The organism is Polaromonas sp. P3_A5 (assembly GCF_056403055.1).
Window position 1 is genome coordinate 321,941 of the sequence record NZ_JBFUGF010000001.1, and the last position, 26,309, is coordinate 348,249.

Genomic DNA, 26,309 nt, shown 5'->3' on the forward strand with positions numbered 1-26,309 from the left:
TTCCTCTTTGCCCATGTCCCACCCCGCACCCGTTGCCGTTGTGATTGAAGACGAGCCACAGATACGCCGCTTTGTACGCGCGGCGCTGGAGGCCGAAGGCTGGCAGGTGTTCGAGGCGGACACCGGCAAGCGCGGGCTGACCGAGGCCGGCACGCGCAAGCCCGACCTGCTGGTGCTGGACCTCGGTTTGCCCGACGGCGACGGGTTGGAGGTGATTCGCGACGTGCGCGGCTGGTCGGCCGTGCCGATAGTGGTGCTGTCGGCGCGCGCCGACGAGGCAGACAAAATTGCCGCGCTGGACGCCGGCGCCGACGACTACCTGACCAAGCCCTTCGGCGTGGGCGAACTGCTGGCCCGTGTGCGTGCCAACCTGCGCCGCCCGCGCGCTGCCAGCGCTGACGGAACGCCTGACGAGCCGCTTTTTACCTTCGGCGATGTGGTGGTGGACCGCCAGGCGCGGCTGGTGCGCCGCGGCGGTGTGGAGGTGCACCTCACGCCTATTGAATACCGCCTGCTCACCGTGTTGATGACCAACGCCGGGCGGGTGCTGACACACCGCCAGCTGTTGCGCGAGGTGTGGGGCCCCGCCCATGCCGGGCAAAATCACTACCTGCGCATCTACATGGGCCACCTGCGCCAGAAGCTCGAGGCCGATCCGGCGCAGCCCAAACACCTGCTCACGGAAACGGCTGTGGGATACCGCCTTTGGGTGGCCTGAGAGCCGTACCCGGTGGCATTTAAGAGCCAAATACGCCTGTAGCCCACGAATAACCTGCGCGAGCAGCTATAAAATAGATAGCAAATGACTGAACCTCTCAAACCCGGCCCGAGGCCTGTCGGCGCCGCCGTACGAATCCAGAAAGCCGCGCCGGCAGCGACTGCACCAGGCGCACCGGCCCCCACCGTGCGGCTGAACAAGCGCATGGCCGAGCTGGGCCTTTGCTCGCGCCGCGAGGCTGATGACTGGATCGCCCGCGGTTGGGTGCGTGTGAACGGTGCACCGGCCGTCATGGGGCAACCGGTGGCCGTGGACGCACGTATCGAGATCGACCGCCAGGCCGAGCAGCAGCAGCGCCAGCAGGTCACCATCCTGATCAACAAGCCGGTCGGTTATGTCAGCGGCCAGGCCGAAGACGGGCATGAACCGGCCGTGGTGCTGGTGCAGCCGCAAAACCGCTGGCGCGAATGCAACAGCCGCATGCGCTGGGGCCATGAGCAGTTACGTGGCCTGGCGCCGGCCGGGCGGCTGGACATTGACTCCATCGGGTTGCTGGTGCTGACGCAGGATGGCCGCGTGGCGCGCCAGCTCATCGGTGAAGACTCGGAGATCGAAAAAGAGTATTTGGTGCGCGTTAGCTATAGAACCGAAAAGGGGGACGAAACTGCCAATGTGCAGGCCTTGTTCCCGCGTGAAAAGCTGGCGCTGCTGAACCACGGCCTGAGCCTGGACGGGCAGGCACTCAAGCCCGCGCAGGTGTCATGGCAAAACCCCGAGCAACTGCGTTTTGTGCTCAAGGAAGGCAAAAAGCGCCAGATTCGCCGCATGTGCGAGCAGGTGGGCCTCTTTGTCACCGGCCTGAAGCGCGTGCGCATCGGCAATGTCAACCTGGGCCACCTGCCGGTCGGCCAATGGCGCTACCTGGCACCGCACGAGCACTTCTAGTCTGCCCTGTCAGGCTCTGCCCGTCCTGTGGGCCGTGCGTCCCTCTGTCCTACCCGGATGCGCGTCAACGGATGGCAGTTTCCCGTAGGCCAAAGCCTAAAGTGGGTTGTATGGCACTAATTACTTACCTGGTAGAAGACAACGAAATCGTTCTTGAGAACCTGATAGAGGCGCTCAAGGAGATTGCCGCTGTCCAGGTAACGGGCCACGGCGCCACCCAGACCGAGGCCACCCGCTGGCTGAAGCTGCACAACGGTGAGTGGCATCTGGCCATCGTGGACCTTTTCCTGAAGGAAGGCAGCGGGCTGGGCGTGCTCGCAGGCTGCCGCAACCGTGAGCCCTACCAGAAGGTGGTCGTCCTGAGCAACTACGCGACGGATGAAATCCGCAGGCGCGCCGCCGAACTCGGGGCTGATGCGGTGTTCGACAAGTCCAGTGAGCTCGAGGGCCTGTTTGACTATTGCCAGGAGCAAACGACCTTGCACTAGGTGGGGATCAAGGGCGCGTACTCTTGGCATTCCCCCTGGAACGGCGCGCTGAAAGGTGGCATCTTGCGGTCTGGTGGCTCGTCTTAGCCACCAACACCGTAGTTCTTCTGCTATTAAATTAATAGCTGATTGCGCTGGTCCTGCTTGGCTTAACGCCATTTTTTCCTTATAAAACTGCTGCGGTGGAACGACCCGCTGGCGCATGGGCTCCCATAGCGCCACAATCGCGCCATGAGCACACCAGAACGGCCTGACGCCACGGCCACCATCCCCAAACCCGGGTCTTTCAGGTTGCCGACCTGGCTACATGTTTCCGACATCCAGGGGCTGGCCCAGCTTGCCACGCAGGCCACCCTGGGCGTCACGGGCCTGGCAGAAACCGTGCAGGGCAATGTGTACAAAGCCGTTGCCGCACCGTTTGGCCTGCTGGGTTCAAGGTTTGTCGACAGTGCGCCGGGAAGCAGCGGTGTCAAGCCTTCCGGCATCACGGGCTGGGTCTACGGCAGCATCAGGGGCGTCACGCGGCTGGCTGGTGGGGCGGCCAATGCGGTGTTGTCGCGCGCAGTGCCGCTGGCCGGCGCGCAGGCTTCTTCACCGCAGCGCGAAGCCATGCTTTCGGCCCTGAACGGCGTCCTGGGAGACCTGCTGCTGGACACGGGCAACCCGTTGGCCATCCACATGAGCTTGCGCCATGAAGGCCAGCCGCTGGTGCTGGACCCAGAGGCGCTGGCTGCGCGGCTGCCGCGCGCGACGGGAAAGATTCTGGTGATGGTTCACGGGCTGTGCATGAATGACCTGCAGTGGTGCGGCAACAGCGCGCTGCCGCAGGGCCATGGCGGCCAGCTGGCGCGCGAGCTGGGTTACACACCGGTATACCTGCACTACAACACGGGGCTGCATACCTCGGCCAATGGCGAGCAATTGGCCGGCCTGTTGCAGCAGCTGGTCAAGGCCTGGCCGCAGCCGGTGCAGGACGTGACGTTGCTGGTGCACAGCATGGGCGGCCTGGTGGCGCGCAGCGCCTGGCACCACGCAGCCCAGGCGGGCCACAGCTGGCTGCAGCAGCTCAAGGCCATGGTGTTTTTGGGAACACCCCATCACGGCGCGCCGCTGGAGCGTCTGGGCAGCTGGGTCGACAGCGTACTGGGCAGCAACCTGGTGACGCGGCCCTTCGCCAGGATCGGCCAGGTGCGCAGTGCCGGCATCACTGACTTGCGCCACGGCAACGTGCTGGAAGCCGATTGGCGGCAGGCGGGGCGTTTTGAGCGTGGCCCCGACGTGCGGGAGGTCGTGCCCCTGCCCGCGGGCGTGGATTGTTATGCGGTCGCCGCCACCACGCTGTCAGCCGGCCGCGGCCCCCTGGTCCCGGTCAGGGAGGCACTGGCGCGCAAGATGGTGGGCGATGGGCTGGTGTCGCTGGAAAGCGCCCTGGGCCTGCATGAAGAGGCGGCCCGCACGCTGGCGTTTGCGCCGGAAAACCAGTGGGTGGCGCAGGGCATGAACCACATGGAATTGCTGGGCCGCCCCGAGGTGACGCGCCAGCTGGTGCAATGGTTGGGCCGCTAGCCTTCCTGGCGGCCGGGGGTTTTACGCAATCTGGTCAGGGGGTGACCAGGCTCACACTGACGGGCCAGCTGAAGTTGGAGGCCGAGGCGTCTGCGCCGGGTTTGCGTTCCTTCAGGCTGAAGGCGTGTTGCAGTGCCAGTTCAAAACGGCCGGGACGCAGTGCGCAGACCCGGTAGCCGCCATCGGCAGCCTCAACGCGGGTGCCCGTGCTGCCGCTGACGTTCAGCTGCCAGCCCGCTACGTGCTGCTGATTGAGCTGCAAGTCCATGCAGAAGCCCTTGCCCAGGGTCGATACCAACACCATGCGCTGCGTGGCGGAAATGAGGGATCCCGTGGTGTCGGCAGAAAGCAGGGCTGCCGGGTGGCTGTTTTCCAGGATACGAAGCACAGCTGGAATGACGATGGCGAAATCCAGCTTTGTGCTGGCTTGGGGTTTGTCAACACTCAGCATCTCGCCAGCTCGTGAACTCTGCGGTATGCAGAACATGGCCACCAGCAGCGCCGACAGCGCCATGAGGCGGCTGAAAGACATTGGGTAGGTGCTGCAGGAGGACACGGAGCTGAGCCTGTGAAGTGATTAAGTACGCCTCAATAGTAACTAAATTGATAAAAGTGATGCAAGACATTAATGCCAGCAAATGTGTGACTTATTTACCGGTTTATTCGGTTTTTCAGCAAATTTCAGTTTGATTTTGATTGTTTCATCAAATTCCTGCCAGGCGAACCCATCGATTTGTCAATTTTTGAGTTTTCCGAGGGCTGCCGCGGCCCCGAGCTCAGACGTTCTGAGTCTTGACGCAGCTATCTCAGCTCACACGGGCTCTCCGTGGAGTGGAGGCGGTGTTTTCAGCGTTCGCGCTGCACGGCGAAGTCGAGTGAATTGGTTTGGCGTACCAGAATGACGGTCTTCGCAGGATCGCGAAGAACCGGGCTCCAGGGCAGCGGGACGTTGTCTGGAGAAACTTCGATCAAATGCTCTCCGGCTGCCACGTAGGGAAACTCGTAGCGGCCCTGGCTGTCGGTTCGTGTCACATAGCGCCGGTCGAGGATGACGGTGACGCCAGGCACGCCGCCTTCAGACGCTTCCCTGCGGCCATTGCTGTCTGCGTCGAAAAACACCGTGCCTGTGAGCCCGCCGGAGCCGGTTCCGGGCAGGCCGCCTAGCGGTGCTGTGGAGGTGCCGGCCCGGTCCTCGTAGCGCAGCAGCAGCTGGATGCTGCGGTTGGTCTGGGTGGTTGCAATGGCCTGCTGCGTTGCTGCCGTCAGGGCCGAGACCACCAGTGCCGGAAGCGGTTCCTGCCCGCGTGACTCGGTATACCGGAGGGAAAGCGTCCAGCCGCCATAAGGCTGCCAGCTCACGCCGACGTTTGCATTGACCGACTCGCCTCCGTCGCTGCGGCGCGCACCTCGCACCGACCCATCCAGCGACCATTGCGACCACGGCGACAGGGTGCCGAGAATGCCCCAGATCAGCCCGGTAGTGGGACTCACATTGCCGCTCATCCGCTCCCATGCCAGCGACGTACCGAAGGTGGCCGGCAAGACAACCGGCCAGCTTTGGTCTACCCCGAGCCGGGTCGTCCGGACGCCGGATGCGTTGGCCAGGTCGGCGCGCCATTGGGTTTGGCCCCAGTCGCTGGCGCGACTCCAGGACAGCTGCGCCGACTGGCCGGGGCTGGTGATGGTGCGAAAGCTCAGCGCCGCGCCCACCGAGTTGCGCGAATCGAGCAGATAGCGGCCGTTGACGTTGATAAAAGCACTGCGTCCCGACGCACCGCTGCCTGCGCCGGCACGGCTCACGCTGTCGCTCAGCTCGACCGCATACCCGGCTTGCCACTGCCGGGTAGAGGTGTCGGCCTGCCAGTAGACGCCTTGCAGGTCGCTGGCGAGAACTGTTGTGCCCCAGCGCAAATTGGGTTCAAAGCGGAAAACACCGGCCGTGTTGCGCCAGCGTTCGGTTCGCCATGCGGCATCCAGCCAGAGGCCGGTTGCGACGCCGCCCTGCGTGCTGTCACTGCGTACCACGTTGGCCTGCATGCGCAAGCCGCCGATGCGCTCACTGGGCGACCCATAGCCGGTAGCCAGGCCCGGGCCCCACGGCGCTGCGCCTTCCCAGGACGCAGCAGCAAAGTAAGCGCGGGTGTTCAGTGCGTTGCCGAAGCCCGCGCCGTCCGAAATGTTTTTGCCGTCGATCAGCTGGAATGCGGCGTCAGTGCGGCTTCCCGCCCCCAGTGCATCCCCGGTGGGCAGGCGAAATTGCGCACCGGCAGACCCGATGCTGCCGCCGGAGGTCTGGAACCCGGCGGCATCCAGCCCGCTAAAGAGGCCGGTACGTCCCGCGGCTGCGTTCAGGTCTACGGCGTCGTTCAGGTACCACTGCCCACCAATACCCCGGATGGGCGTAGCCGGCACCGATACCCTCCCGGTACCGCGGGCCAGCCGGGTGCTGACGGTATTGATGTCACCCGCGTTGTGGTTGGCAAACCAGCCGTCGTCCAGCGGCAGGGCGCGCTGATCAATGCGCCAGGTGCTGCCGCTGTTTTGGGCCTGGTTGCCCGGCGCATTCGATTGCTGCTGGACCAGGTTGGCATTGACCGAGAGTGCGCCGTGGTTCGGTGTGTCCACGAAGCCGCCTATGCCCAACGCGCGGGAGGTTGTGTCGCCGCCGCCGCTTTGTTTGAACAGGGAGTAATCAACACGCCAGCTGCGCGGCCAGCCGGCTTCGTTGTATTCGCTGGACTTCAGCTGCAGGGCGCCGTCAGGATCCGGCACGCCCTCCATGACACGGTCTACATAAGGCTGATCGGTAGCGGGTGTGGCGGTTGCCTGCGCCAGGGCCGTAGCCGTTGCAAATCCGGCGCCAAGCCCCACGAGGCCGATGCGCCACCACTTCGGTGGGAAGGAAGAAGGGATGATCGGCGTGTGCGCCCGTCGCTTCATGGGGCGAAGCGCTGCTCAATACTTTGTGTTTGGCCTTTGCCCCACTCGAGCTTGCCGCGCACCGTGACGGGATAGCGGATTTGCGCGGCGGTGTCCTGGTCTCCCGGCCTTGTGGCACTCAGCGAAATCGTGCGCGTTTCGCCGGGAAGTATGGGGGTGTTGGCAGGTGAGAATTCCAATGAGGTGTTGGACGCATCGGTGCCGTTCAGAAAACCGGTGATACGGCCGTGGGCGGTGCCGCTGTTGCGGATCTGCAGGACCGGTGTGGGCTTGCCATTCACGGTCTGGACGCCCGAGCCGGCGACGCTCAGCTCTGGTGTGGCGCCGCCGATGGCAACGTAGACCACCACGCCGAGACGGGCGGAAAAAGGAATGGGCGGGCCCGACTCCATGCGGGTGACCTGTTCCTGGCCTTCCAGCATGATGGCAAAACGGCATTCACCGGGCTTTGCGTCGGGCGGCACGTTGACCTCAAAACGAAACCGGTAAGGGCGCCCACCCGCGACGGTGAGTTCGCGCCGCTCGATGGACACCCATGGGCGGCAGCTGCCGGGCCCCAACTCCTCAGTGAAAGTGACGGAGTTGTCCATGCCAAACCGCCAGTCCGCTGTCTTGATGCTGAACGTGTTGGCAATTGAGGAGGCATTGGTTATTTCCATGACCTGGCGGATTCGCTCGCCTGGTTTGACTTCAAGCTCAAACCGGGGAGGCGACACTGCCAATGCAAATTCGCTTGCCGTCGCGACAGGTGCAATCAGGGCAAAGGCCAAGCCAAGAAAGCCAGCGGCATACCGCGGCATGGCAGGCAATTGGAGACGGGTCATGGCGTATCTACCTCGAAATAAAACTGCAGGGCCTGGGAAGACGTCAGCGCGCGCCCATCTGTTCTGAGAAGCAGCTCAACGGTTTCTTCCAGGGAAGCTGCACTGACGACACCGTCGAAGATCAGGGTGCGCCCGCCGGAGCGCAGTGAGCCAGGCAGCAAACGCCCCTGGGTTCGCCAGGTGACAAAGATGGGCTCGCCCGCGACTGGGGCAAGTCCCATGTAAAGCCTGACCGGCTGGTTCAGCCAGCGAGAGAGGTTCAGGCGCAGGGCGACCCGCAGGCTGGCCTCCACGGAGTTGTCGGCACCGCGGCCGGGAACCAGTTGCCGCCAGCGCATGGGGACGACGCTCTGGGTCGCGACGGTGCCGGTGTCATCCACGCGGGTCGTGGTGGCGGCTGCGTGTTGCGCAGTCAGCACGTTGGCAAGCAGCAGGAGGGCGGCAAATCCGATGAGGTGTGACAGGCTGACCGGTCTTTTCATCATCATGGGGAGGTCAGGGTGTAGCTGACGCGGCCGGTAAAGGTGCCCGAACCCACCAGTTGGGTATTGGCGTAGTTGAACTGCAGGCAGCTTTCAAACCAGGTGTTGCGTGTAACGCTGAGCAGCGTTTGTGATGCACCGCCTACAAACGTTCCGCTGGGGATGGTGGCGGTTGGGTCTGATGCGCCGCCGGAAACCCAGGAGATCGTATTGAACGGAATGGTGTCGCCCGTGGCATTGACCAGAGAGGCCGGTGCGGTGGCGGTGAGTGTGGCGTTGGCGCCGGTGCCTGGTGTGCGGTAAAAGCCGCCGACGTAAACCTGCGCGGGCACCGTGCAAAAGGCAAAGCTGTCATAAGGGCTGGCCGTAACGGTGCTGTCGGTTGTCATGGCGCTGGTGCCGGCTCCGATGTTGGCCGCTGGAATGGTGACCGAAACGCGATTGATGGTGGAATTGTTGCCGGGCGTGCCCCCTGTACTGAAATTGCCGCCGGTCATGGTTCCGGCGCCTACCTGCAAAAACAATGACTTGGTGCCTGCTGTGATGGTGACGACAAAGGCCTGGGCGCCCACGCATGCCAACGCGCTGCCTGACAATGTGACGATGCGCAGCATTGGCAACACACTGCTGCGAGTGGGCAGGAGGAGCTTTGATGGTGCGCGCATAAGTGTCACTTTACGCTAACTGACAAGCATTAACAAAAAAAGCCCCGTCAGACGGGGCCTCCATTCAAGCGCTCATGTGGCGCTGCTTACATCTGGGTGGCGGTGTAAGTGACGCGGCCACCATTGGCAGATGTGCCGTAGGTACCAGCCGCAGGCAGCGTGGAGTTCAGGTAGGTGTAAGTCCACTTGCCTTCGACGCGAACCAGCCTGTTGGTGGCGGTCAAACTGGTCAACGTGCCAGCTCCACCGGTCGCGTTGAACGTGGGATGGGTAATGGCGGCGTTGGTAAAGCCGGGTGTGGTGGCTGCCAGTGCGGCGCTGGCCACACTGATCTGGCTCCAGGGGATTGCTTCGGCGGCGACACCGGTCGTCAACTGGCCGGTGGTGTTTGAATTGAGGTTGATGTTGCCACCGTTGCCATAAACACGCACTGTCACGGCACCTGCGGTCAGGTCGCCGCCGACACCGGCGATCACGGTGCTGTCGCCCACATTGGCGCCGGGCACAGTAAAGGAAATACTGTTGATGGTGCCATCGGTAGCCGTGTTGCCACTGCTGGTGCCGACGCGCAGGAACAGCACTTGCGGAATCACGATCGACATGTCCACGCGCGCGTTGGCTGTGGAGCCGGTCACCGCGGCTGGGACGTATGTGGATTCCGCATGGGCGGTAGCGCTGAACAGGCCAGTCAAGCCCAGGGTGCTGACAAGAAGGAGTTTTTTCATGATGGTTCCTAAGGGATAAATGGTTAAGGGTTAAGTTACATCTGCGTGGCGGTATAGGTAACACGACCACCGTTGGTGGAAGTGCCATAGGTGCCGGCTGCGGGAAGGGTGGCGTTGAGGTAGGTGTAAGTCCACTTGCCTTCGACGCGAACCAGCCTGTTGGTGGCGGTCAAACTGGTCAACGTGCCAGCTCCACCGGTCGCGTTGAACGTGGGATGGGTAATGGCGGCGTTGGTAAAGCCGGGTGTGGTGGCTGCCAGTGCGGCGCTGGCCACACTGATCTGGCTCCACGGAATTGTTTGGCCGGTGGCGTTTGTGAGCGGACCGGTGGTGTTTGAGTTCAGGTTGATGTTGCCACCGTTGCCATAAACACGCACTGTCACGGCACCTGCGGTCAGGTCGCCGCCGACACCGGCGATCACGGTGCTGTCGCCCACATTGGCGCCGGGCACAGTAAAGGAAATACTGTTGATGGTGCCATCGGTAGCCGTGTTGCCGCTGCTGGTGCCGACGCGCAGGAACAGGACCTGCGGGATGACGATTGAAAAGTCCAGGCGCGCAGTGGCTGTTGAACCAGTTACTGCGGGCGTGGTGAATGTGGACTCTGCATGGGCCGGTACGGCCAACAAGCCAGCGAGGCTCAAGGCGCTTACTAAAACAATTTTCTTCATTAAGTTTCTCCAGATCATGGTGATGAGGTGAATCGGGTGTTCAGGCTTTTTTTGAACGTGAGTGGACTGTAACTAGGCGTTTCGAAAAAAGGTGGCTTTACATTCGTAACGCGGGCGACAAATGGTAAATACGTCACGCTTAAGTCATTGAAAACAATGGATTTATGCGAAATGGCGACAAGAAAGAAGCCTGCTGAGAGAGGTGTAACGAAAGCCGATGGTCGCTAACTGTGAGATATTTCCCAAATTACTGTAACGAGTCAGAAACAAATTACCGTCACCTGCTCGGCGGATGTTTTTCTCTGCTTTTCGCGAAGCAGTACGGTTGCTTGAGGGGTGGCGCTCTGCTCTTGTGTGAGCGATGAGCGGTGGCATTGGTCGATGAGCCCGTAGAACGCGCTGCTTGAAGCGCCAGCTCGAAGCGGGCATTCAAGCGATCACGAGAGAAGGGAGCTTGGTTTGGAGCAGGTTGCCTGCGCCCCTAACGAGAAGGTCTGGCGCGCGAAGCTTGTGAGGGTCTTTGTCCGTGGAAGCGATGAGTGCGCCGCTGGGATCGCGTGCTGCATTCGCAGGCGCGCAGACAACACAACAGCAGAGGCTGGATCGCTGATCTGTTGGCTGTGTAGCGTGCGAAGAGTGATCGGCAGAACTGCAACGCTCAGTGTCGGCGTCACGGTAGATGCTGTGGGGACGTGTATTCCAGGGGCGCCAGCAGGTCGCCGTTCCTTTTGCGGAGATGGCGGTCAGGCGGTCAGGCGCGTAGCCGCACGCATGCTGATTGCCAACAGCAGCTTGAAGGCCGGATTCGCGAGGCGCGGAGCGAAGATGGGGCGGTGCGTCGCCTGCCGCTACCAGGAAATGGTCAATTCAACCGGGTCGCGGGAATTCATGGGTTTGCCCGCCACCACAGCCAGGCGGCTACCTGCGCCGGAATCAGACATGGTGTTCATGCGTTGTGTCTGACCGCTTCTATTGGTCGATGCGGCAGCAATGGCCTGAATATCCACGGTCGCCGGGCAACTGATGCGCAAGGTGCCAGCCTGGCCGTCTGGCTGGCCGCGATGGGTGCAGCGATGGTCTGCCGTGACGGCTTCGCTGAAACTGCGCAGCATGATGGTCACACCGAAGGAGCCGGAACTGGTTTGCGCCTGGGCTGCACCGTGAATCCCGAGCAGGGACTGGGCGGCCAGGACGGCGATAAAAGCAAATTTGATGGTTTTCATGGTGCAACTCCTTAAAACTATCAGTTGTTGCAGTCATGCTATCGAATTTATTAATTTGAATCAATTGGTAAAAGTCACCTCATAACTGTTAATTAGTGACATTTCACACAAATTGATTTTTTAATTTGATTTATTCATTTAATTGATGAAATCCCAATTTTATTGGGGTTTTCTTCAGTATGAGGGGTGTCAGCCTCAATTGGGGCGCGACAGGGCTGTGGAATGCTGCCCTTATTGGGCATAAAAACAGCAAAGCGCCCGGCGGCAGGCGCTTGCTAATAGCGCGCCAGGGATGCGCGCTGGCCGTTAGTGTTAATAGGTGACGGTGACCGTAACCCCGGTCTGGGTGGCAGTGCAGGTGGCTGTGGAACAGGTGCCCGCCTGGCCGGCTGCAATGGTGCCTGTCACCGTATAGGGCTGAGCCCGGCCATCGCCCGTTGCGCTTGCACTGCTGAGTGCCAACGTGTAGTTGAGACCCAGCAATGTGCCCGCTGCCGGCGATAGCGCCAGGGCATAACTGGTGCCGCGAGTGCAGTCGACCGTGAAGTTCATGGTACTGGTCTGGGGGGTGGGCGCAAAAGAGATGTAGTTCAGCGTCAGTGTGGACGGAGAAATGGCGCCCGGGGCCGTATTGCCTGCAGCCACCTGCCCCACAAAGCATTGGGCGATGATGCTCACGGTGGGTGTAAAGGTCGTGGTGGCAACGACGGGGCCGGCAGTGGCTAGCTGAAGGGTCGTGATAAAGGTTTCGTCATAAATGCCTGCCGTGTTTCCGGTTTGTCCGGCCACCACGCGGAAGTTGTAGGTCAGGGTGGTGCTGGCGCTTAGCGCAGCGCCAAAATTCAAGGTCCCATTCACCCGCCCGGTGCCGGTATTGACCCAGTCGGTCGTGGTCGCATTCTTGTAGATATTGACATCGAGCCGGTCGGCATTGATGGTGCCGCCGCCGTGACGGAAAACCCGGCGGGAGAGGCCCGTGCGGCTGCCGTAATCAATGCTGACCCAATAAGTGGTGCTGTTGGCGTCCGTCGACAGCCGGGTGCAGTTCACGGTGATGGTGCCGCTGGCATTGGCGGCGGCGGCCCCGTTGGTGTAATTGAGGTCTACAGACGTGGCTGCGAGTGTGCAGGTAATGGCTGCTTTAGCTTGCAGCGCGCAGGTGCACAGCAGGGCTGCCAGGGCAATGCGCAATGCGTAAGAGACAATCATCGATGGGCTCCGTTAATCGCCCGGGCCTTCGCTGGCGGGACGACTTCTAACTGCTGATGGTAACGTTTTGTAGCAGTACTGTGCATGGTGCCGTATTGCGTCGTTCCCGTGGGTACTGGTGTCGAAAAATCGTGACAAAAATCACGCCGGCGGAAAACAAGATGGATGTCAGTAAGTAATGGTCAGGGTCCGCATCTGCGTGCTGGTGCACGCGCCCGTTGCACAGGTGCCGGATTGGCCGCCTGGGATGGTTCCGTTGATCGCGAAATTCTGCGGAAAACCCGTGCCAGTCTGACCTGCGGGATTGCTCAAAGCCAGGGTGTAATTGAGCGCGAGCAGGTTTCCCGCCGTCGCGTCCAGCGCCATGGTGTAGGTTTCGCCGATGGTGCAGCGCACGGCATATGCCGTGCTGGCTGCGGCCGCGGCGAGCTGAAAGGAGGCGTAGTTGAACTGGATGTTGCCCGGCGGCGTGCTGAGCAGACAGACGGACTGGTTGTTGATGCTCACGGGGAATGTGGGGAAGACATCCACGTTGCCGGGGCCGTTGTCATAGCGCAGACGCATGGTCACGGTGTCGGTGAAGAGTTTGGCGCTCTTGTTAAGCCCGGCCGCTATGCGGCTGTAGAAGACATGGGTGGCACTGGCCGTCAGGGCGCCGCCGAAGTTGACCGTTCCGGCGAAGTCAGTGGCCGTGGTTCCGCCCCATGCGCCGTTGCCTGGTGCCGTCCTGTAAAGCTCGTAAGCGATGCGGTTGGTCTGGCCGTTGCCGTTGACCGCCTGGTTGGTGTTCCCGGTGGGGTTGAAGCCGTTATCGGCCTGCAAGGTGTAGTCTGAGCTGGCTGGATCTGTGGGGCCGCGCGTGCAGTTGATCGTCACGGTCCACGCGCCGTCTGTGGGATTCGGGTCGTTCTCAAAGTACACCGTCTGCACAGGCGTCGCCGTGGCGTTGCAGATCAGCGCGGCCCAGGCCGGTGCCGCGCCCAGCAGGGACAGGCAGGCCGCAGCGGCGAGGCGCCAGGGTTTGGTGTCAATCATCGTTTGACACCACTGCAGCGTACCGGGCCTACCCGGGCGATATCCTCAAGGTTGCCGGGCGGCAACTCCACCGCAAATGTGCAGGTAGCCCCGTTCCATTTCAGGCGCAGGCGGTTCTGGGCCTGCAGCCCGGTGACAAAGGCCTCGCCGCGGCGAGCGGTAAAAAACTCTTTCTTGTCGCCGATCAGCTCAACCTCTGCACCCGAGGGCGCCGGCTCGCCATCGTCCAGCTCAATACGAATCAAGGCGCCCCGTCCTGAGCGGACGGGAAACGCGATCTTGACCGCCCCCCGAAGCGCCGGCACGGCTTCGAGCTCGATGGAGTCGAGTTCGGCGCTGATCGGCAGCTCGCTCGGATCCAGGCGTACGCTGTTGCGCTGGAACGGTAGCAGGCGCGGCAGCAGCGCGACGCCGTCTGAATTGGTTCGGGTCAGGGTACTGCCCTGGAAGCCCACGCCCACGTTGGCATAACCTGGCACCTCGACAATGGCAAAGCTTTCCTGTACGCGGCGCGTGGCAAAGACTTGGCCTTCGGCCGCCACCATGCCCCCGATCAGGCCCAGGCGCAGGTTTTGCTGGCTCTCTCCATTGCTGACGTCAGCCGAAAACAGGCCTTTGGTGCCCTGGTAATAAGCGCCGCCTTCCGCATAGCGGCCGTCCGCACGGGAGCCCAGCGCCGTTCGCCAGCCCCAGCCGGTTTCGGCACTCACTGCTCGGCTGGCGTTTACATATCCTTCGGTGCTTCCACTGCGGGTAGTGACACCTGCGGCGATGGTGACCCGATTTTCAAGCGGCACGATCAGGGTGGCGCCCACTGAAGTCCCCGAGCTGATGCCGCTGAGGCGGGTGGCGCTCAAAGTCAGGGCTGCGCGTTGACCGAGGCGCAGGGTGTAATTCACACTGAGAGTGTTGAGCTTTCCGAGGTCGTAGTTGTCAAAGCCAGCGTAACTCACGTTGAAGGCGCCGAAGTTGTCGCTGCTGTAGCTGTAACTGGCGGTGGTTTGCAGGCGGGGCGATGGCGTATCGATACCGATTTGCCGGTAGCCGCGCGATGCGCCTTCCGCGCTGAGTGACACGCCGTGCCGCAGTCCGCTGCGCTCGACCCCGACCATCCAGTTGGTGCCCTGGCCCGCCGCGTCACTGCGGCTGGCCGAAAACGCCGTCTGTCCCAGCATCTGGAAAGGCAGCTCATAGCTGGCGCCGGCGCCGGCACGCATCAGAGACTTCGACCATTCGCCGTTGGCCTCGACCGTGAGGCTTTTGCTCAGGCCCTGGCGCCAGAGGCCTGAAACGAAACGATCCCCATAGTCGGCATTCTCGAGCCCGAGGTCGCGGCGTACGGCCCCCAGCTCAAAGCTCCAGTCGCTGAGGTTTTCTTCCAGCAGGTTGGCATTGCTGAAAAAAGACTGGGTAATGACGGTCTCCCGGCCCAGGATGTCGCGCACCACCACGCGGGCTTCCCCGGCGCCGGTCAACGCGGGAAAGTTGTCGATGCTGAAGGGGCCGGATGGGACCTTGGAAGTTTGCCGCAGTGCGTCGTTGACATAGAGCTCAACGGTGCTGGGCGCCGCCGACAGGCCGGTCACCGTGGGAATGGGCTGGGTGACGAAGCCTGGTTGCAGCGAGAAGTTTTTGCTGAACTGGATCCCGCCGAAATACACCTGGCGTCCCGAAATGCCGGTGCGCGTGCTGCTGTCACCCAGTCGCAGGGAGCTGTTGCTGTCCAGGAAATTCCGGGTGTAGGTGGTTTCAAGCCGACGCCATGAGGCCTTGAGCGTCGGGTCCTGGCTGATGAGGTTGCGACCCACGTAGCTGCTTGTCAACAGCCCCATCTCGCCCGACACGCCGAATTCAGTCAGGGCACCCAGGTCTTTCGAGTCCATGGTGTTGCCGCCGACGCGGTTGCGGGTGGTGATGTAGTTCAGGTCATAGTTGGCAAATGCGGCGGGAATCGACGGTGACAGCGGAGGGCGCATGGCCGATTCCTGCGTCAGGCGCACGGCGTTGAAGGCGGCCGGCGAAAACACCAGATCCACTGACTGGTCGGCAAAATTCAGCCGCGCTTCGAATCCCGGAATAGCAGACAGCGGAAACCACTTTTGGCCCTGGAAATCAACGTCCTGCGCGCTGGGCCGATGGTTCAGCCGCCACTCTTCAAAGGCATCTTCCGGCGCATACAGGATGCCGTTGCGCTCAAGCAGGGTCCAGACGCCGCCCTTGGTGCTGTTGATGAAGACTTCCAGCGGAAGGAGCCGGTCGCTGGATGACCGGGCCGCTGGCGGCGCATTAGAGGAGGCGGGTGTCTGGGCGTGTGCCAGCAGGCCGTAACAAAGGCCTGCAATGCCAATCGCTACGGGGTGTTTTCGTAAAGTCCACCAGCGCCTCATTGAAATCGGGTACCAAATCAAGGCAGCGTGATGCTGGTCGTCAGGCTTTGTCCGTCATCAAAGGTCACCACCAGTTGGGCGTCCCCTTTTGTAAGGGCCTGCTCTGCCTTAAGCCCGACCGTTTTACGGGCACCGGGCAGGATGTAACTGCCACCCTCAAACCGGGCCAGGACTTGTGTGCTGCGCGTAACGGTCGCTTCCCGTATCTGGGCGTAAGCCGTACCGGTATTGCTGCATTGCAGGTTGAGGGTTTTGGCGTCCGCCAGCTGGTTAGTGCAACTAACCTGGCGTTTGGCCACAGGGGGCGTGATGAACACGGGCATGCTCAAGGCCAGCGCGATGGGAACCTGAATGCCAGTTGCGGGTACAGCTTCAGGAACTTCGCGAATGATCATGCGATAGGTCAGCTGCCGGCTTGCATCTGCGGGTTTCAGCAGGGCAAGGCGTACCACTTGCCGGGCCTTGGGTGCCAGCTTGATGATGGGAGGGGCCAGGATCAGGTCTTCGGTCAGGACGAGTTCGTCAGTACCGTCGGGTTTCTGGGTCCAGGTGTTGATGTCAGCCTGCAGCACGACTTCGGTATCGGCTTCGTTGGACAGTGTGACGGCGATGGCGCGATCGCGCGGGGTCATGTAGAGCCGCACCGGTGTCACGGAAAAAACGCCTGCCGTAGCAGCCGCCCAAGGCCCCAGCAGGCTTAGCAGGAAGGCGTAGGTAACAAGCTTGCTTCGGCGCTGTGAGACGTTCATCCTCAGAAGGATACCAGCATCTCAACCGATTTAGAGAGGTTACCGGCATGGGCGAGGTGCAGTGCCGTCACGGTACCGCGGTCATCCTGAAGCCGCAAACGGGCCTGTTTTTCAACCGCTGCGGCATCTGTGTCAAGGGCGTAACGCCGGCTTTCGATTTCCCAGCCGTCATCCGATTCTTCATCGGCCGTGGCCACCTGGCGCTGGTCTTGAAGCCGGCAGGTATAGCGGGCGCCAGGGTCGTTGCGGGACAACTCATTGCGGCAGTAGTCGGGCAGCAGGGAGTCCCGCGTGGGCCGGTAACCGGGCATGAAGCGGGCATCCCCTAGGCTGCGGACTTGCGAGATATTGACAAAGACATTCGAATTGCAGGTCACCTGTACCGAGGCGCCGCTGCCGCCAGAGCCGGTGGCGCTGGTACAGGCGTTGCCATTGCCGGTGGTGTTTCCCGGGACGTTCAGCGTGATCTGGACCGACAACTGCCCCGCCGCCGCGCCCGCAAAGCAGGCAGCAGCGGCAAGCATCAGGAGAACACCGAAGGCGGCCTTGCGGATCATGACTGTCGACGTGGCTGACATCAAGCCCGGGGGGCGATCAGTAGGTGATCGTCAGGGTCTTGGTCTTGTTGGTCGCGGCGGTATTGGTGCAAGTCGCCGTGGCGCAGGTACCAGCCTGGCCGGCGGCCATGGTGCCGTTGACCGTGAAGGCCTGGTCGGTGCCGTTGCCGGTGCCCGCAGCAGCGCTCAGTGCCAGGGTATAAGCCAGGTTGACGGCATCATCGGTCACGCCGGAGTTGCTCAGTGCCAGGGTGTAAGGCAGGGAGTTGGTGCAACGAACATTGAAACCGCCGCCGGTGGAGGTGGCCGCCGTGGTCTGGAACGAGGTGTAGTTGAACACCACGTTGTTGATGACCGCGCCGGTGGCGGCGTTGGTGGAGTTGATCTCGCACTTCGAGGTCAGGTTGATCACCACGTTGAAGGTGCCGGCAGCCGTGGCAGCGTAAGCAGGCAGGGTGGCGATAGCGGCAAGGCCGAGGGCGATTACTAAAATGAGCTTTTTCATGACTGTTCTCCAGTTAAAAAACGAATAACAAACAAGGGAAATGTGAAGGTGAATGGACTGTAACTAGATATTTCTGAAATCGGGTGATTTGTATCTGTAACAGCGCACTCTAGTGGGGAATTTGTCACGTCAAACCGTTGAAATTATTGGATTTATTCATAAATAGAGTCAAAAGACTTACAAGTAACAAGCGTAAATACTGCCGTCTGAAACGGCTTTTTCTTTCCGGATCCAGTGAATCAGTAACAAACCTGAAACAACCATGCCTCAAACCATGCAGAAACAAACCCTGTCTTTTCAAGCCGAAGTCGCGCAGCTGCTCAAGCTGGTCACGCACTCCCTGTACTCGAACCCGGACATCTTCTTGCGCGAGCTGGTTTCCAACGCGTCGGATGCCTGCGACAAGCTGCGCTTCGAAGCGTTGAACGATGCGTCGCTGTATGAAAGTGATCCCGAGCTCAAGGTGAAAGTGAGCTTTGACAAGGCGGCCGGTACGTTGACCATCACCGACAACGGCATCGGCCTGTCGCAGCAGGAAGCCATCGACAACCTCGGCACGATTGCCAAGAGCGGCACGCGCGACTTCATGGCCAAACTCTCGGGCGACCAGAAGAACGACGCGCAGCTGATCGGCCAGTTCGGCGTCGGGTTTTATTCGGGCTTTATCGTGGCCGACCGCATCGCAGTGGAAAGCCGCCGCGCCGGCCTTCCGGCAAACCAGGGTGTGCGTTGGAGCAGCGACGGCACTGGCGAGTTTGAAGTCAGCGAGCTCGACCGCGCCGAGCGCGGAAGCAGCATCATCCTGCACCTGAAAGAAGAGTCGCTCGACTACCTGAACGCCTGGAAACTCAAAGGCATCATCAACAAATACTCCGACCACATTTCGCTGCCCATCCTGATGCAGAAAGAAGCATGGAAGGAAGGCGAAAACGACCAGCCCGGCGAGATGGTGGTGACCGGCGAATGGGAAACCGTCAACCAGGCCGCGGCGCTGTGGACGCGCGCCAAAAAAGACATCACGCAAGACCAGTACGACGAGTTCTACAAGCAGATCAGCTACGACAGCGAAGCGCCGCTGGCCACCACGCACAACCGCGTGGAAGGCGCCACCGAATACACGCAGCTGCTGTTCATCCCGGCCAAGGCGCCCATGGACATGTTCAACCGCGACAAGGCCGCGGGCGTCAAGCTCTACGTCAAGCGTGTCTTCATCATGGACGACGCCCAGGCGCTGATGCCGACCTACCTGCGCTTCGTCAAGGGCGTGGTGGACTCGTCCGACCTGCCGCTCAATGTCTCGCGCGAATTGCTGCAGGAAAGCCGCGCCGTCAAGGCAATCCGCGAAGGCTGCACCAAGCGCGTGTTGTCGATGATTGAAGACCTGGCCGCCAATGACGCCGACAAGTTCAAGGCTTTTTATGGCGAGTTCGGCGCTGTGCTCAAGGAAGGCCTGGGCGAAGACTTTGCCAACCGCGAGCGACTGGCCAGGCTGCTGCGCTTTGCCAGCTCAACGACGGATACCGTCAGCGTGGGCTTTGCCGACTACAAAGCCCGCATGAAGGAAGGCCAGGACGCGATCTACTACATCACCGCCGACACATTGGCCGCCGCCAGGAACAGCCCCCAGCTCGAAATCTTCCGCAAGAAGGGCATCGAAGTGCTGTTGATGGCCGACCGCGTGGACGAGTGGGCGCTCAATTACCTGCACGACTTTGACGGCACGCCGCTGCAGTCGGTCGCCAAGGGGGCGGTAGACCTGGGCAAGCTGCAGGACGAAGACGAGAAGAAGGCCGCCGAAGAGGCGCAGACACAGTTCAAGCCCATCCTCGACAAGCTGAAAGAAGCATTGAAAGACAAAGCCAAGGATGTGCGCGCCACCTCGCGCCTCGTCGACTCACCTGCCTGCCTTGTGGTGCAGGACGGCGACATGTCGACCCAGCTGGCCCGCATGCTCAAGCAGGCCGGCCAGGCCGTGCCCGAGTCCAAGCCCATCCTGGAAGTCAATGCCCAGCACCCGCTGGTCAAAAAGCTCGAGGCCGGTGTGGACGGCACGCATTTTGACGACCTGGCCCACATCCTGTTTGACCAGGCCTTGCTGGCCGAAGGCGGCATGCCTGAAGACCCGGCGGCATACGTGCGCCGGGTGAACGCGTTGCTGGTGTAGGCACCGCGCGCCGGCTGAGCGAATACAGGGCCTCCAGAAAGGCGGAGAGAGGCCTTTTTGTGAGTCAATTCGGCCTCTGGCCCTTTAAGGGTGTGCGCGAGCAGCTATTAAATTCATAGCGACAGCATGGACATGGCTGACTGCCTGGAGAGAGCCAGCAGTCCCTCAGCACACCAGCGGCGGATCCTGCATGGCCTCGGTTTGCTCTTCCAGCATGTCGACCTGGCTCTTCCAGTAGTCGCTGGAGCCGAACCAGGGGAAGTTGATCGGGAAGATCGGGTCATGCCAGCGCTGCGCCAGCCAGGCGCTGTAGTGCACCAGGCGCAGCGTGCGCAGCGGCTCGATCAGCGCAAGCTCACGCCGGTCGAATTCGCGAAACTCCTCATACCCGTCCACCAGCGCGCCCAGCTGGCGGGTGCACTGCGCGCGGTCGCCTGACACCAGCATCCACAAATCCTGCACCGCCGGCCCCGTACGCGCGTCGTCCAGGTCGACAAAATGCGGGCCGGCCAGCGGCAGGCCCTCGGGCGTCCACAAAATGTTGCCGGGGTGGCAGTCACCGTGCAGGCGCAGGTTTTTCACGTCGCCCACGCTTTCAAACACGGTTTGCGCCACCAGCATGGCTTCATCAAAGGCCTTGCGCCAGCGCGACTCCATGTCCAGCGGGATGTAGCCGTGGGAACCTTTGGCACCATGGTCGCTGCCCGCCAGCAGGATGTCGCGCGAGGCATAGCCAAAGGTTTGCAGGTTCAGGGCCGGCCGGTGCGCAAAGGGCTTGGCGCTGCCGACGGTGTGGATGCGGGCCAGGAAACGGCCTATCCACTCCAGCACTTCCAGGTTGTCCAGCTCGGGCCTCCGCCCGCCGCGGCTGGGCGAAACGCTGAAACTGAAGCCCTTGAAGTGGTGCACGGTGCGGCCTTCCAGTACCAGCGCGCCCACCACCGGTATCTCGGCGGCCATCAGCTCGGCGGCAAAGGCGTGTTCTTCGGCAATCTGTTCGTCGGTCCAGCGGTCCGGCCGGTAAAACTTGGCCACCACGACATCGCCCGCCAGGTCGGCGTCACCCACGGGGCTCTCCAGGTGAATCTGGTAAACCCGGTTCTCGTAGCTTGAAAGTGCCATCAGGCGGCCGTCGCCCAGCAAACCGACGCTGGCCAGCGCATCGAGCACCACGTCGGGTGTCAATGTCTCGTACGCGTGCAGCGTTGCGTGCGCCTCAGCCTTGTGTTTTTCTGTCATGCCTGATTGTCGGCGCAGATGATGGTGCGCTGCCAGCAGGGGCTTGTAATCGCCTGTTTCTCGGATGAAAAAGGCCTGTGGCCCAATGAAAACGAGCGCGAACAGCTATAAAAACCATAGCGCCTGTCCGTTGAAGGCGGAAAGAATCAGGGCTGCAGGATGTGGCCGGTGCGCGGGTCTCCCTTGCCGGCCAGCACTTCCTGGTAAGCGGCTTGCACCGCAACTTGCCCGGCATGCCGCTGGGCGATGAGCCAAGGCGTTTTGGCGCCCGTCACTTGCCGCGTGAAATCCCGCCAGGCGCGCACCAGCTGCTTTCCAAAGCCTTCTTTGCCCCAGTCGGTGATGCGTTTCTTGACCTGCGAAGGCGCAAAGAACAGCGTGGGCCGGGGGCCGGGCAACTCCTTGGCGCTGCCTTTGGCGGCCAGGTCGTCCACATGCGTGCCGCCTATCGAGCAGTTGTAGCGAAGCTGGCCAAAGCGGCTGTGAATGCGCTGGCGCAGGCTGGCGCTGCCCGCGAAGTCGACGTAAACGCAAGCCGTGTCGGCGCCAATCGCGTCGAGCTGGTCATAGGTCACCACACGGCTGTAGCACCCCAGGCTTTCACAAAAAGCGACGTTGCCTGGCGACGTGAGGGCGATCACCTCGATGCCCGGCCGCTTGGCCAGCTGGAAAGCCGTGCCATACGCCGTCTTGCTGGAGGCGCTGGACAGCAGCATGGCATTGGCACCAAAGAAGTCGTTGTCCGCCAGGAAGTCGTCAATCAGGAAGGAGGTGATGAACAGCGGGCGCAGCAGCGACTGCACATCTTCGGTGGCCGCGTCATAAAACGGGTCCGCGCTGCAGCGCATGTACTGGTTGTAGGCGACCGGCAGGGGCCGCCGGTGCGCAGCGCCGTCGAAAAAACCGGCGGGCGTCACGCGCGCCGGCTGCAGCACCAGCTCGCTGGCCATGGGGTAGTAGCCGTAAAACTTCTCCCCCACAGCCACGCCTTCGCATTGCGACTCCGCCACCACGGCAAAACCCCAGACGGGGATGCTGCCCCAGCCCTCTTCCCCGGTCGGGAAAAACTGCCAGTAATTCATAGCGTCGCCAAAGGCCGCATAGGTGATGTTGTTGGAGGTCAGCGCAAATGATTCGATGCCGAGCCGCACCTGGCCGGGCGTGAGCGGCAGAGGCGCATCGGTATGCCAGCGGGTTTCGGCAAGGGCGTCCTTTCGGACCTGGAAGGTGGTTGAAGCTGCGGTGTTCATGCGCACACCGTAAATGAAACGGCCCGCCGGTTCAACACCGGCGGGCCGCGTAGGTGACAACCACCCCCGTCCAGGCTCACTGCGTGTAGCCTGTTCCCCCCTCGAGGGGGCGGCGCCTGCGGTCTGGCAAAGCCAGTCCCGCGGCCCCTGCTGGCTTTATTTCAGGGTAATGGTCACGTCAATATTGCCGCGGGTCGCGTTGGAGTACGGACAAACCTGGTGGGCTGCATCCACCAGCGCTTGTGCAGCGGCGCGGTCCATGCCGGGCAGGGTGATGTCCAGGCGCACGGCGATGCCGTAGCCGTTCGGGATCTTGCCGAGGTCAACGCTGGAGTCGATGGAAACGTCTGCAGGCACGTCGATTTTCTTCATGCCGCCGACAGCCTTCATCGCGCCGATGAAGCAGGCTGCGTAGCCGGCAGCAAACAACTGCTCGGGGTTGGTGCCGGTGCCGGCGGTGCCGGGCGAGCTCAGCGTGACGTCCAGGCGGCCGTCGTCGGTCTTGGACTTGCCGTCACGGCCGCCGGTGGTGTGGGCGTGGGCGGTGTAGAGAACTTTTTCGAGTGTGGTCATGGTGACTTCCTTTGGAAAATACCCCGGATCGGGGCGGGTTAAAAATTCAGTGAAATGGTGAAAGAAATCAGGCGGTGAGGCGGTTGCGAAACGACTGCACCTGCTGCGTCAGCGACACCAGCTCGGGAATCGAGCATTGGGTGGCGCTCAGGATGCAGCCCGGAATTTTGGCGGCCCTGGCCTTGAGCTTGCGGCCGGCCGCCGTCAGCGTGATGTGAACGCGGCGCTCGTCTTCCACCGCGCGGATGCGTGAAAGCAGCCCGGCGGATTCCATGCGCTTGAGCAGCGGGGTCAGCGTGCCCGAGTCCAGGTAAAGCCGTTCACCAAGTTCCGAGACCGTCAGGCCGTCTTGTTCCCACAACACCAGCATCGCGAGGTATTGCGGGTACGTGAGGCCCATCTCTTCGAGCATGGGCTTGTACAGCTTGGTCATGGCCAAAGAGGTGGAATACAGCGCAAAACACAGCTGGTTGTCCAGCTGCAGCATGGCGTCAGTGGCATTGGCGGTGTCGGTTTTGTTGGGCATGGGATGAATTATAGCGAGCAATTGAATTGTGTGCAAGTTAATTGTCACCGGATGTTCCATGCCGACTTCCAGGGGCTTTGCACCGGGGCCGCCTGTACCGGGGGTACGCCACTAAACTTGAGGCCATGCAAACACCCAGCACCGCGCGCGCGGCAAAGCCTTCGAAGGGCTCCGGAAAGCCCGCCCCCGCAGCACAAGTCATCGAAGAACTTCGTCCTGGCCAGTCGATTGAGCTGCTCAAGGAGCTGCACATCCTTACGCGCGAAGGCAAGCTCAACCAGGACACGCGGCGCAAGCTCAAGCAGGTCTACCACCTGTATCAGTTCATCGAGCCCCTGCTCAATGAGGTGGCTGCGGAGAAGGCCGCCTTCAGCCTGGCCGACCACGGCGCCGGCAAGTCCTACCTGGGCTTCATCCTGTACGACCTGTTCTTTAATGTCGCGCACCGCGGCGAAAAAACCGCAGGCCATGTGTACGGCATTGAAACGCGTGCCGAGCTGGTTGAAAAGTCACGCGTGCTGGCCCAGCGGCTGGGTTTTGCGCGCATGTCGTTCCTGAATCTGTCGGTGCAGGAGGCTACCACTTCGGCTGAACTCCCGCCCACCGTGGACATCGTCACCGCCCTGCATGCCTGCGACACCGCCACCGATGACGCCATTGCATTCGGGCTGGCCAAAAATGCCCGCCACATGGTGCTGGTGCCGTGCTGCCAGGCCGAAGTGGCCGGTGTGCTGAAGAAAAGCCGTGCCCTGTCACTGTCCCGCACGCCGCTGGCCGAACTCTGGCGGCACCCGCTGCACACGCGTGAATTCGGCAGCCAGATCACCAATGTGCTGCGCTGCCTGCAGCTCGAAGCCAACGGCTACCAGGTCACCGTGACCGAGCTCGTGGGCTGGGAGCATTCGATGAAGAACGAGCTCATTCTTGCCAGCCGGCCTGCGCAGCCGCAGGCCGGTAAAACCCGTGCCGCCCAAGCGCGTTTGCGTGAGGTGCTTGAAGAGTTGGGCCTGGGTGAACTGACCGCCCGCTTTGCGGTGCAGGCCGAGCCAGCCTAGAGCAGGGCCGGCGCTTCGCTGCGGCGCTCTGCCGCCAGCACCCGGATGGTGGTGATCAGCTGGTGCTGAGCCTCGGTGGGCGCCATGTCGGCGCGCAGCGTCAACCCCACCAGCTCTTCGGTGCCGGCCATGCTGACGGGCAGGCGCACCAGCGTGCCCTTGTCCAGGTCCGGCCGCACAGCCCCCAGCGGCGAAAGCCAGACTGCATCGCTTTGCTGCGTGTAGCCGCGTGCGATGGACACCGACAGCGTTTCGACCAGGCGCACGGGGGGCGGCAGGCCGCGTGTGAGGAAAAATCCGTCGGCGGTATGGCGTATGGCCGTGCCCTGCGTGGGCAGGATCGTGGTGAAGGCCTGCAAGCCGACCAGCGGATCGGCCTTGCGCCCTGCTTGCGCCAGCAGCGGGTGGTCGGGGCGTACCGCCAGTACCAGTGGGTCGGCATACAGGTGCTCAAACGTCAGGCCCAGCATATGGGCCGGTTCGGCAAAACGCCCAATCACCAAATCCAGCGCGCGCTGGCGCAGGCTGGCCAGCAGTTCTGGGTTGGCGCCGGTCTGGATGCGCAGGCTGGTGTGCGCATCCGGCCCGGACTGGGCCTCTTGCCGCGCCAGCAGCAAGGGCATCAGCCACGGTGCCACCGTCGGCAGCACACCGATGGCAATCACCGCGCTGCCCTGCCGCCGCGTCTGCGCAACGCTGGCGACAGCTTCGCGCAGCGCGCTCACGCTGGCGCCGGCATGCCGCAAAAAGGCTTCGCCCTCGCGCGTGGGCACGGCGCCCTTGCGCCCGCGCTCAAACAATCGCACCGCCAGCAGGCCCTCAAGTTCTTTCAGGGTTTTGGATACGGCGGGCTGCGTGATGGCGAGCACGTCGGCCGCCTTTTGCAGGCTGCCATGCTGCGCCACCGCCAGAAAGCACTGCAGGTGCCGGTATTTGATGCGTTCATCGACCATGCTCCAATTTGACCATTTGGTTATGGATAAGTCGAGAAAATGTCAATATACATAACCATTGAGGCCGATTAAAGTCGCGGCAGCGTAGAAAAGCGCGCCGCGACCAGGGCGCCAGCGCATGCAACCCATTGGAGACATCGATGAAACCCGACCTGAACAACAGTTTTCTGGCCCCACGCGACTGGACCAGCCATTCGCCCCATATTTATCCCGGCTACAAATCCACCTTGCTGCGCGGCCCCAAGCAGCCGCTGGTGCCCATCAAGCAGGCGCTGGCGCAGCTCAATGCGCCCGTCTATGGCGCCGGGCAGTTCGGCCCGCTGGACAGCGACCTGACCAAAAACGCCGTCATGAATGGCGACCCGCTGGGTGAACGCATCATCGTCACCGGCCGCGTGCTGGACGAAGACGGCCGCCCCGTGCGCAACACGCTGGTGGAAGTCTGGCAAGCCAATGCGGCGGGCCGCTACGTGCACAAGGTCGACCAGCACGACGCGCCGCTGGACCCGAACTTCCTGGGTGCCGGCCGCTGCATGACCGACAACGAAGGCCGCTACAGCTTCAAGACCATCAAGCCCGGTGCCTACCCCTGGGGCAACCACCCCAACGCCTGGCGGCCGCAGCATATTCACTTCTCGCTGTTTGGTGATTACTTCGCCAGCCGCCTGGTGACGCAGATGTATTTCCCCGGCGACCCGCTGCTCGGCTACGACCCCATGTACATGGGCGCGCCCGAAAGCGTGCGCGACCTGATGGTCTCGAAATTCAGTCTCGACGTGACCCAGCCCGACTACGCGCTCGGTTATGTGTTCGACATCGTGCTGCGCGGCCCCAAAGCCACGCGTTTTGAATAAGCGGCA

26 protein-coding genes are annotated in these 26,309 nt (G+C 62.1%); 7 read left to right on the plus strand and 19 right to left on the minus strand.

Annotated features, from left to right (window positions below):
* The first annotated feature begins 13 nt into the window (after positions 1 to 13).
* The 4 genes from kdpE (at position 14) to AC1DU8_RS01635 (ending at position 3,717) form a co-directional block, all read left to right on the plus strand.
* The gene (gene kdpE / locus AC1DU8_RS01620) at positions 14 to 718 is read left to right on the plus strand and encodes a two-component system response regulator KdpE (protein WP_477668642.1); all 705 of its coding nucleotides are present in this window, start codon (positions 14 to 16) and stop codon (positions 716 to 718) included.
* A gap of 84 nt (positions 719 to 802) precedes the next feature.
* Positions 803 to 1,663: a pseudouridine synthase gene (locus AC1DU8_RS01625; protein WP_477726368.1), complete on the plus strand. Its 861-nt coding sequence runs from the start codon at positions 803 to 805 to the stop codon at positions 1,661 to 1,663.
* Between the two features lie 110 nt (positions 1,664 to 1,773).
* On the plus strand, positions 1,774 to 2,151 hold the full coding sequence (locus tag AC1DU8_RS01630; RefSeq protein WP_457281360.1) for a response regulator: 378 nt from the start codon (positions 1,774 to 1,776) through the stop codon (positions 2,149 to 2,151).
* Between the two features lie 231 nt (positions 2,152 to 2,382).
* A complete protein-coding gene (locus tag AC1DU8_RS01635; protein WP_477726369.1) occupies positions 2,383 to 3,717 on the plus strand; it encodes an esterase/lipase family protein in 1,335 nt (444 codons plus the stop codon).
* A 34-nt stretch (positions 3,718 to 3,751) separates the two neighbouring features.
* On the opposite strand, the gene AC1DU8_RS01640 is transcribed toward AC1DU8_RS01635, so the two are convergent.
* The 14 genes from AC1DU8_RS01640 to AC1DU8_RS01705 form a co-directional block, all read right to left on the minus strand.
* Positions 3,752 to 4,249 carry a hypothetical protein gene (locus AC1DU8_RS01640; RefSeq protein WP_477726370.1) on the minus strand — a complete coding sequence of 166 codons (498 nt, stop codon included), beginning with the start codon at positions 4,247 to 4,249 and terminating at the stop codon, positions 3,752 to 3,754.
* Between the two features lie 314 nt (positions 4,250 to 4,563).
* Complete coding sequence (locus AC1DU8_RS01645) at positions 4,564 to 6,657, minus strand: SdrD B-like domain-containing protein (RefSeq protein WP_457281357.1); 2,094 nt, start codon at positions 6,655 to 6,657, stop codon at positions 4,564 to 4,566.
* Entirely contained in the window at positions 6,654 to 7,481 is an 828-nt protein-coding gene (locus AC1DU8_RS01650) for a COG1470 family protein (protein ID WP_457281356.1), read from the minus strand. The genes AC1DU8_RS01645 and AC1DU8_RS01650 overlap by 4 nt, the downstream gene beginning before the upstream one ends.
* Positions 7,478 to 7,969 carry a hypothetical protein gene (locus tag AC1DU8_RS01655; RefSeq protein ID WP_457281355.1) on the minus strand — a complete coding sequence of 164 codons (492 nt, stop codon included), beginning with the start codon at positions 7,967 to 7,969 and terminating at the stop codon, positions 7,478 to 7,480. Before AC1DU8_RS01655 ends, AC1DU8_RS01650 begins: the two co-directional genes overlap by 4 nt.
* Complete coding sequence (locus tag AC1DU8_RS01660) at positions 7,966 to 8,628, minus strand: hypothetical protein (protein ID WP_457281354.1); 663 nt, start codon at positions 8,626 to 8,628, stop codon at positions 7,966 to 7,968. Before AC1DU8_RS01660 ends, AC1DU8_RS01655 begins: the two co-directional genes overlap by 4 nt.
* Before the next feature lie 86 nt (positions 8,629 to 8,714).
* The gene (locus AC1DU8_RS01665; protein ID WP_457281353.1) at positions 8,715 to 9,353 is read right to left on the minus strand and encodes a hypothetical protein; all 639 of its coding nucleotides are present in this window, start codon (positions 9,351 to 9,353) and stop codon (positions 8,715 to 8,717) included.
* Positions 9,354 to 9,388: 35 nt separating this feature from the next.
* Positions 9,389 to 10,024: a hypothetical protein gene (locus AC1DU8_RS01670; RefSeq protein WP_457281352.1), complete on the minus strand. Its 636-nt coding sequence runs from the start codon at positions 10,022 to 10,024 to the stop codon at positions 9,389 to 9,391.
* 848 nt (positions 10,025 to 10,872) lie between these two features.
* Positions 10,873 to 11,247, minus strand: a complete 375-nt coding sequence (locus AC1DU8_RS01675; protein WP_477726371.1) for a Csu type fimbrial protein — start codon at positions 11,245 to 11,247, stop codon at positions 10,873 to 10,875.
* A 312-nt stretch (positions 11,248 to 11,559) separates the two neighbouring features.
* Complete coding sequence (locus AC1DU8_RS01680; protein WP_457281350.1) at positions 11,560 to 12,456, minus strand: hypothetical protein; 897 nt, start codon at positions 12,454 to 12,456, stop codon at positions 11,560 to 11,562.
* A gap of 168 nt (positions 12,457 to 12,624) precedes the next feature.
* On the minus strand, positions 12,625 to 13,491 hold the full coding sequence (locus tag AC1DU8_RS01685; RefSeq protein ID WP_457281349.1) for a spore coat protein U domain-containing protein: 867 nt from the start codon (positions 13,489 to 13,491) through the stop codon (positions 12,625 to 12,627).
* Positions 13,488 to 15,878 carry a fimbria/pilus outer membrane usher protein gene (locus AC1DU8_RS01690; RefSeq protein WP_457281348.1) on the minus strand — a complete coding sequence of 797 codons (2,391 nt, stop codon included), beginning with the start codon at positions 15,876 to 15,878 and terminating at the stop codon, positions 13,488 to 13,490. The genes AC1DU8_RS01685 and AC1DU8_RS01690 overlap by 4 nt, the downstream gene beginning before the upstream one ends.
* Positions 15,879 to 15,895: 17 nt before the next feature.
* A complete protein-coding gene (locus AC1DU8_RS01695; protein WP_457281347.1) occupies positions 15,896 to 16,627 on the minus strand; it encodes a fimbrial biogenesis chaperone in 732 nt (243 codons plus the stop codon).
* Positions 16,628 to 16,629: 2 nt separating this feature from the next.
* On the minus strand, positions 16,630 to 17,184 hold the full coding sequence (locus AC1DU8_RS01700; RefSeq protein ID WP_477666491.1) for a hypothetical protein: 555 nt from the start codon (positions 17,182 to 17,184) through the stop codon (positions 16,630 to 16,632).
* Positions 17,185 to 17,221: 37 nt separating this feature from the next.
* Positions 17,222 to 17,689 (minus strand): Csu type fimbrial protein, encoded by a 468-nt coding sequence (locus AC1DU8_RS01705; RefSeq protein WP_348044688.1) that lies wholly within the window; start codon positions 17,687 to 17,689, stop codon positions 17,222 to 17,224.
* 274 nt (positions 17,690 to 17,963) lie between these two features.
* Here AC1DU8_RS01705 and htpG point away from each other — a divergent pair, with 274 nt between their 5' ends.
* Positions 17,964 to 19,853 (plus strand): molecular chaperone HtpG, encoded by a 1,890-nt coding sequence (gene htpG / locus AC1DU8_RS01710; protein ID WP_477726372.1) that lies wholly within the window; start codon positions 17,964 to 17,966, stop codon positions 19,851 to 19,853.
* Positions 19,854 to 20,018: 165 nt separating this feature from the next.
* On the opposite strand, the gene AC1DU8_RS01715 is transcribed toward htpG, so the two are convergent.
* From AC1DU8_RS01715 to AC1DU8_RS01730, 4 genes are all read right to left on the minus strand, one after another.
* Entirely contained in the window at positions 20,019 to 21,092 is a 1,074-nt protein-coding gene (locus AC1DU8_RS01715; RefSeq protein ID WP_477726373.1) for a serine/threonine protein kinase, read from the minus strand.
* A gap of 146 nt (positions 21,093 to 21,238) precedes the next feature.
* The gene (locus AC1DU8_RS01720) at positions 21,239 to 22,342 is read right to left on the minus strand and encodes a DUF2855 family protein (protein ID WP_477666493.1); all 1,104 of its coding nucleotides are present in this window, start codon (positions 22,340 to 22,342) and stop codon (positions 21,239 to 21,241) included.
* A gap of 156 nt (positions 22,343 to 22,498) precedes the next feature.
* The gene (locus AC1DU8_RS01725; RefSeq protein ID WP_477647553.1) at positions 22,499 to 22,915 is read right to left on the minus strand and encodes an organic hydroperoxide resistance protein; all 417 of its coding nucleotides are present in this window, start codon (positions 22,913 to 22,915) and stop codon (positions 22,499 to 22,501) included.
* A 67-nt stretch (positions 22,916 to 22,982) separates the two neighbouring features.
* Complete coding sequence (locus AC1DU8_RS01730; protein ID WP_477726374.1) at positions 22,983 to 23,441, minus strand: MarR family winged helix-turn-helix transcriptional regulator; 459 nt, start codon at positions 23,439 to 23,441, stop codon at positions 22,983 to 22,985.
* 125 nt (positions 23,442 to 23,566) lie between these two features.
* On the opposite strand from AC1DU8_RS01730, the gene AC1DU8_RS01735 reads away from it, so the two are divergent.
* Positions 23,567 to 24,496 (plus strand): class I SAM-dependent methyltransferase, encoded by a 930-nt coding sequence (locus AC1DU8_RS01735; RefSeq protein ID WP_477726375.1) that lies wholly within the window; start codon positions 23,567 to 23,569, stop codon positions 24,494 to 24,496.
* Here the strand turns inward: AC1DU8_RS01735 and pcaQ are convergent.
* Positions 24,493 to 25,449 carry a pca operon transcription factor PcaQ gene (gene pcaQ / locus AC1DU8_RS01740; RefSeq protein WP_477666496.1) on the minus strand — a complete coding sequence of 319 codons (957 nt, stop codon included), beginning with the start codon at positions 25,447 to 25,449 and terminating at the stop codon, positions 24,493 to 24,495. The two genes, AC1DU8_RS01735 and pcaQ, sit on opposite strands and share 4 nt — an antisense overlap.
* A 140-nt stretch (positions 25,450 to 25,589) precedes the next feature.
* Between pcaQ and pcaH the strand changes: the two genes are divergently transcribed.
* Positions 25,590 to 26,303 (plus strand): protocatechuate 3,4-dioxygenase subunit beta, encoded by a 714-nt coding sequence (pcaH, locus tag AC1DU8_RS01745; protein WP_477666497.1) that lies wholly within the window; start codon positions 25,590 to 25,592, stop codon positions 26,301 to 26,303.
* Positions 26,304 to 26,309: the final 6 nt, after the last annotated feature.

Excerpts from the sequence above, each read along its gene's own strand:
- kdpE (WP_477668642.1), top strand. The coding sequence starts at position 14 with ATGTCCCACCCCGCACCCGTTGCCGTTGTGATTGAAGACGAGCCACAG.
- AC1DU8_RS01625 (WP_477726368.1), top strand. The coding sequence starts at position 803 with ATGACTGAACCTCTCAAACCCGGCCCGAGGCCTGTCGGCGCCGCCGTA.
- AC1DU8_RS01630 (WP_457281360.1), top strand. The coding sequence starts at position 1,774 with ATGGCACTAATTACTTACCTGGTAGAAGACAACGAAATCGTTCTTGAG.
- AC1DU8_RS01635 (WP_477726369.1), top strand. The coding sequence starts at position 2,383 with ATGAGCACACCAGAACGGCCTGACGCCACGGCCACCATCCCCAAACCC.
- AC1DU8_RS01640 (WP_477726370.1), bottom strand. The coding sequence starts at position 4,249 with ATGTCTTTCAGCCGCCTCATGGCGCTGTCGGCGCTGCTGGTGGCCATG.
- AC1DU8_RS01645 (WP_457281357.1), bottom strand. The coding sequence starts at position 6,657 with ATGAAGCGACGGGCGCACACGCCGATCATCCCTTCTTCCTTCCCACCG.
- AC1DU8_RS01650 (WP_457281356.1), bottom strand. The coding sequence starts at position 7,481 with ATGACCCGTCTCCAATTGCCTGCCATGCCGCGGTATGCCGCTGGCTTT.
- AC1DU8_RS01655 (WP_457281355.1), bottom strand. The coding sequence starts at position 7,969 with ATGATGATGAAAAGACCGGTCAGCCTGTCACACCTCATCGGATTTGCC.
- AC1DU8_RS01660 (WP_457281354.1), bottom strand. The coding sequence starts at position 8,628 with ATGCGCGCACCATCAAAGCTCCTCCTGCCCACTCGCAGCAGTGTGTTG.
- AC1DU8_RS01665 (WP_457281353.1), bottom strand. The coding sequence starts at position 9,353 with ATGAAAAAACTCCTTCTTGTCAGCACCCTGGGCTTGACTGGCCTGTTC.
- AC1DU8_RS01670 (WP_457281352.1), bottom strand. The coding sequence starts at position 10,024 with ATGAAGAAAATTGTTTTAGTAAGCGCCTTGAGCCTCGCTGGCTTGTTG.
- AC1DU8_RS01675 (WP_477726371.1), bottom strand. The coding sequence starts at position 11,247 with ATGAAAACCATCAAATTTGCTTTTATCGCCGTCCTGGCCGCCCAGTCC.
- AC1DU8_RS01680 (WP_457281350.1), bottom strand. The coding sequence starts at position 12,456 with ATGATTGTCTCTTACGCATTGCGCATTGCCCTGGCAGCCCTGCTGTGC.
- AC1DU8_RS01685 (WP_457281349.1), bottom strand. The coding sequence starts at position 13,491 with ATGATTGACACCAAACCCTGGCGCCTCGCCGCTGCGGCCTGCCTGTCC.
- AC1DU8_RS01690 (WP_457281348.1), bottom strand. The coding sequence starts at position 15,878 with ATGAGGCGCTGGTGGACTTTACGAAAACACCCCGTAGCGATTGGCATT.
- AC1DU8_RS01695 (WP_457281347.1), bottom strand. The coding sequence starts at position 16,627 with ATGAACGTCTCACAGCGCCGAAGCAAGCTTGTTACCTACGCCTTCCTG.
- AC1DU8_RS01700 (WP_477666491.1), bottom strand. The coding sequence starts at position 17,184 with ATGATCCGCAAGGCCGCCTTCGGTGTTCTCCTGATGCTTGCCGCTGCT.
- AC1DU8_RS01705 (WP_348044688.1), bottom strand. The coding sequence starts at position 17,689 with ATGAAAAAGCTCATTTTAGTAATCGCCCTCGGCCTTGCCGCTATCGCC.
- htpG (WP_477726372.1), top strand. The coding sequence starts at position 17,964 with ATGCAGAAACAAACCCTGTCTTTTCAAGCCGAAGTCGCGCAGCTGCTC.
- AC1DU8_RS01715 (WP_477726373.1), bottom strand. The coding sequence starts at position 21,092 with ATGACAGAAAAACACAAGGCTGAGGCGCACGCAACGCTGCACGCGTAC.
- AC1DU8_RS01720 (WP_477666493.1), bottom strand. The coding sequence starts at position 22,342 with ATGAACACCGCAGCTTCAACCACCTTCCAGGTCCGAAAGGACGCCCTT.
- AC1DU8_RS01725 (WP_477647553.1), bottom strand. The coding sequence starts at position 22,915 with ATGACCACACTCGAAAAAGTTCTCTACACCGCCCACGCCCACACCACC.
- AC1DU8_RS01730 (WP_477726374.1), bottom strand. The coding sequence starts at position 23,441 with ATGCCCAACAAAACCGACACCGCCAATGCCACTGACGCCATGCTGCAG.
- AC1DU8_RS01735 (WP_477726375.1), top strand. The coding sequence starts at position 23,567 with ATGCAAACACCCAGCACCGCGCGCGCGGCAAAGCCTTCGAAGGGCTCC.
- pcaQ (WP_477666496.1), bottom strand. The coding sequence starts at position 25,449 with ATGGTCGATGAACGCATCAAATACCGGCACCTGCAGTGCTTTCTGGCG.
- pcaH (WP_477666497.1), top strand. The coding sequence starts at position 25,590 with ATGAAACCCGACCTGAACAACAGTTTTCTGGCCCCACGCGACTGGACC.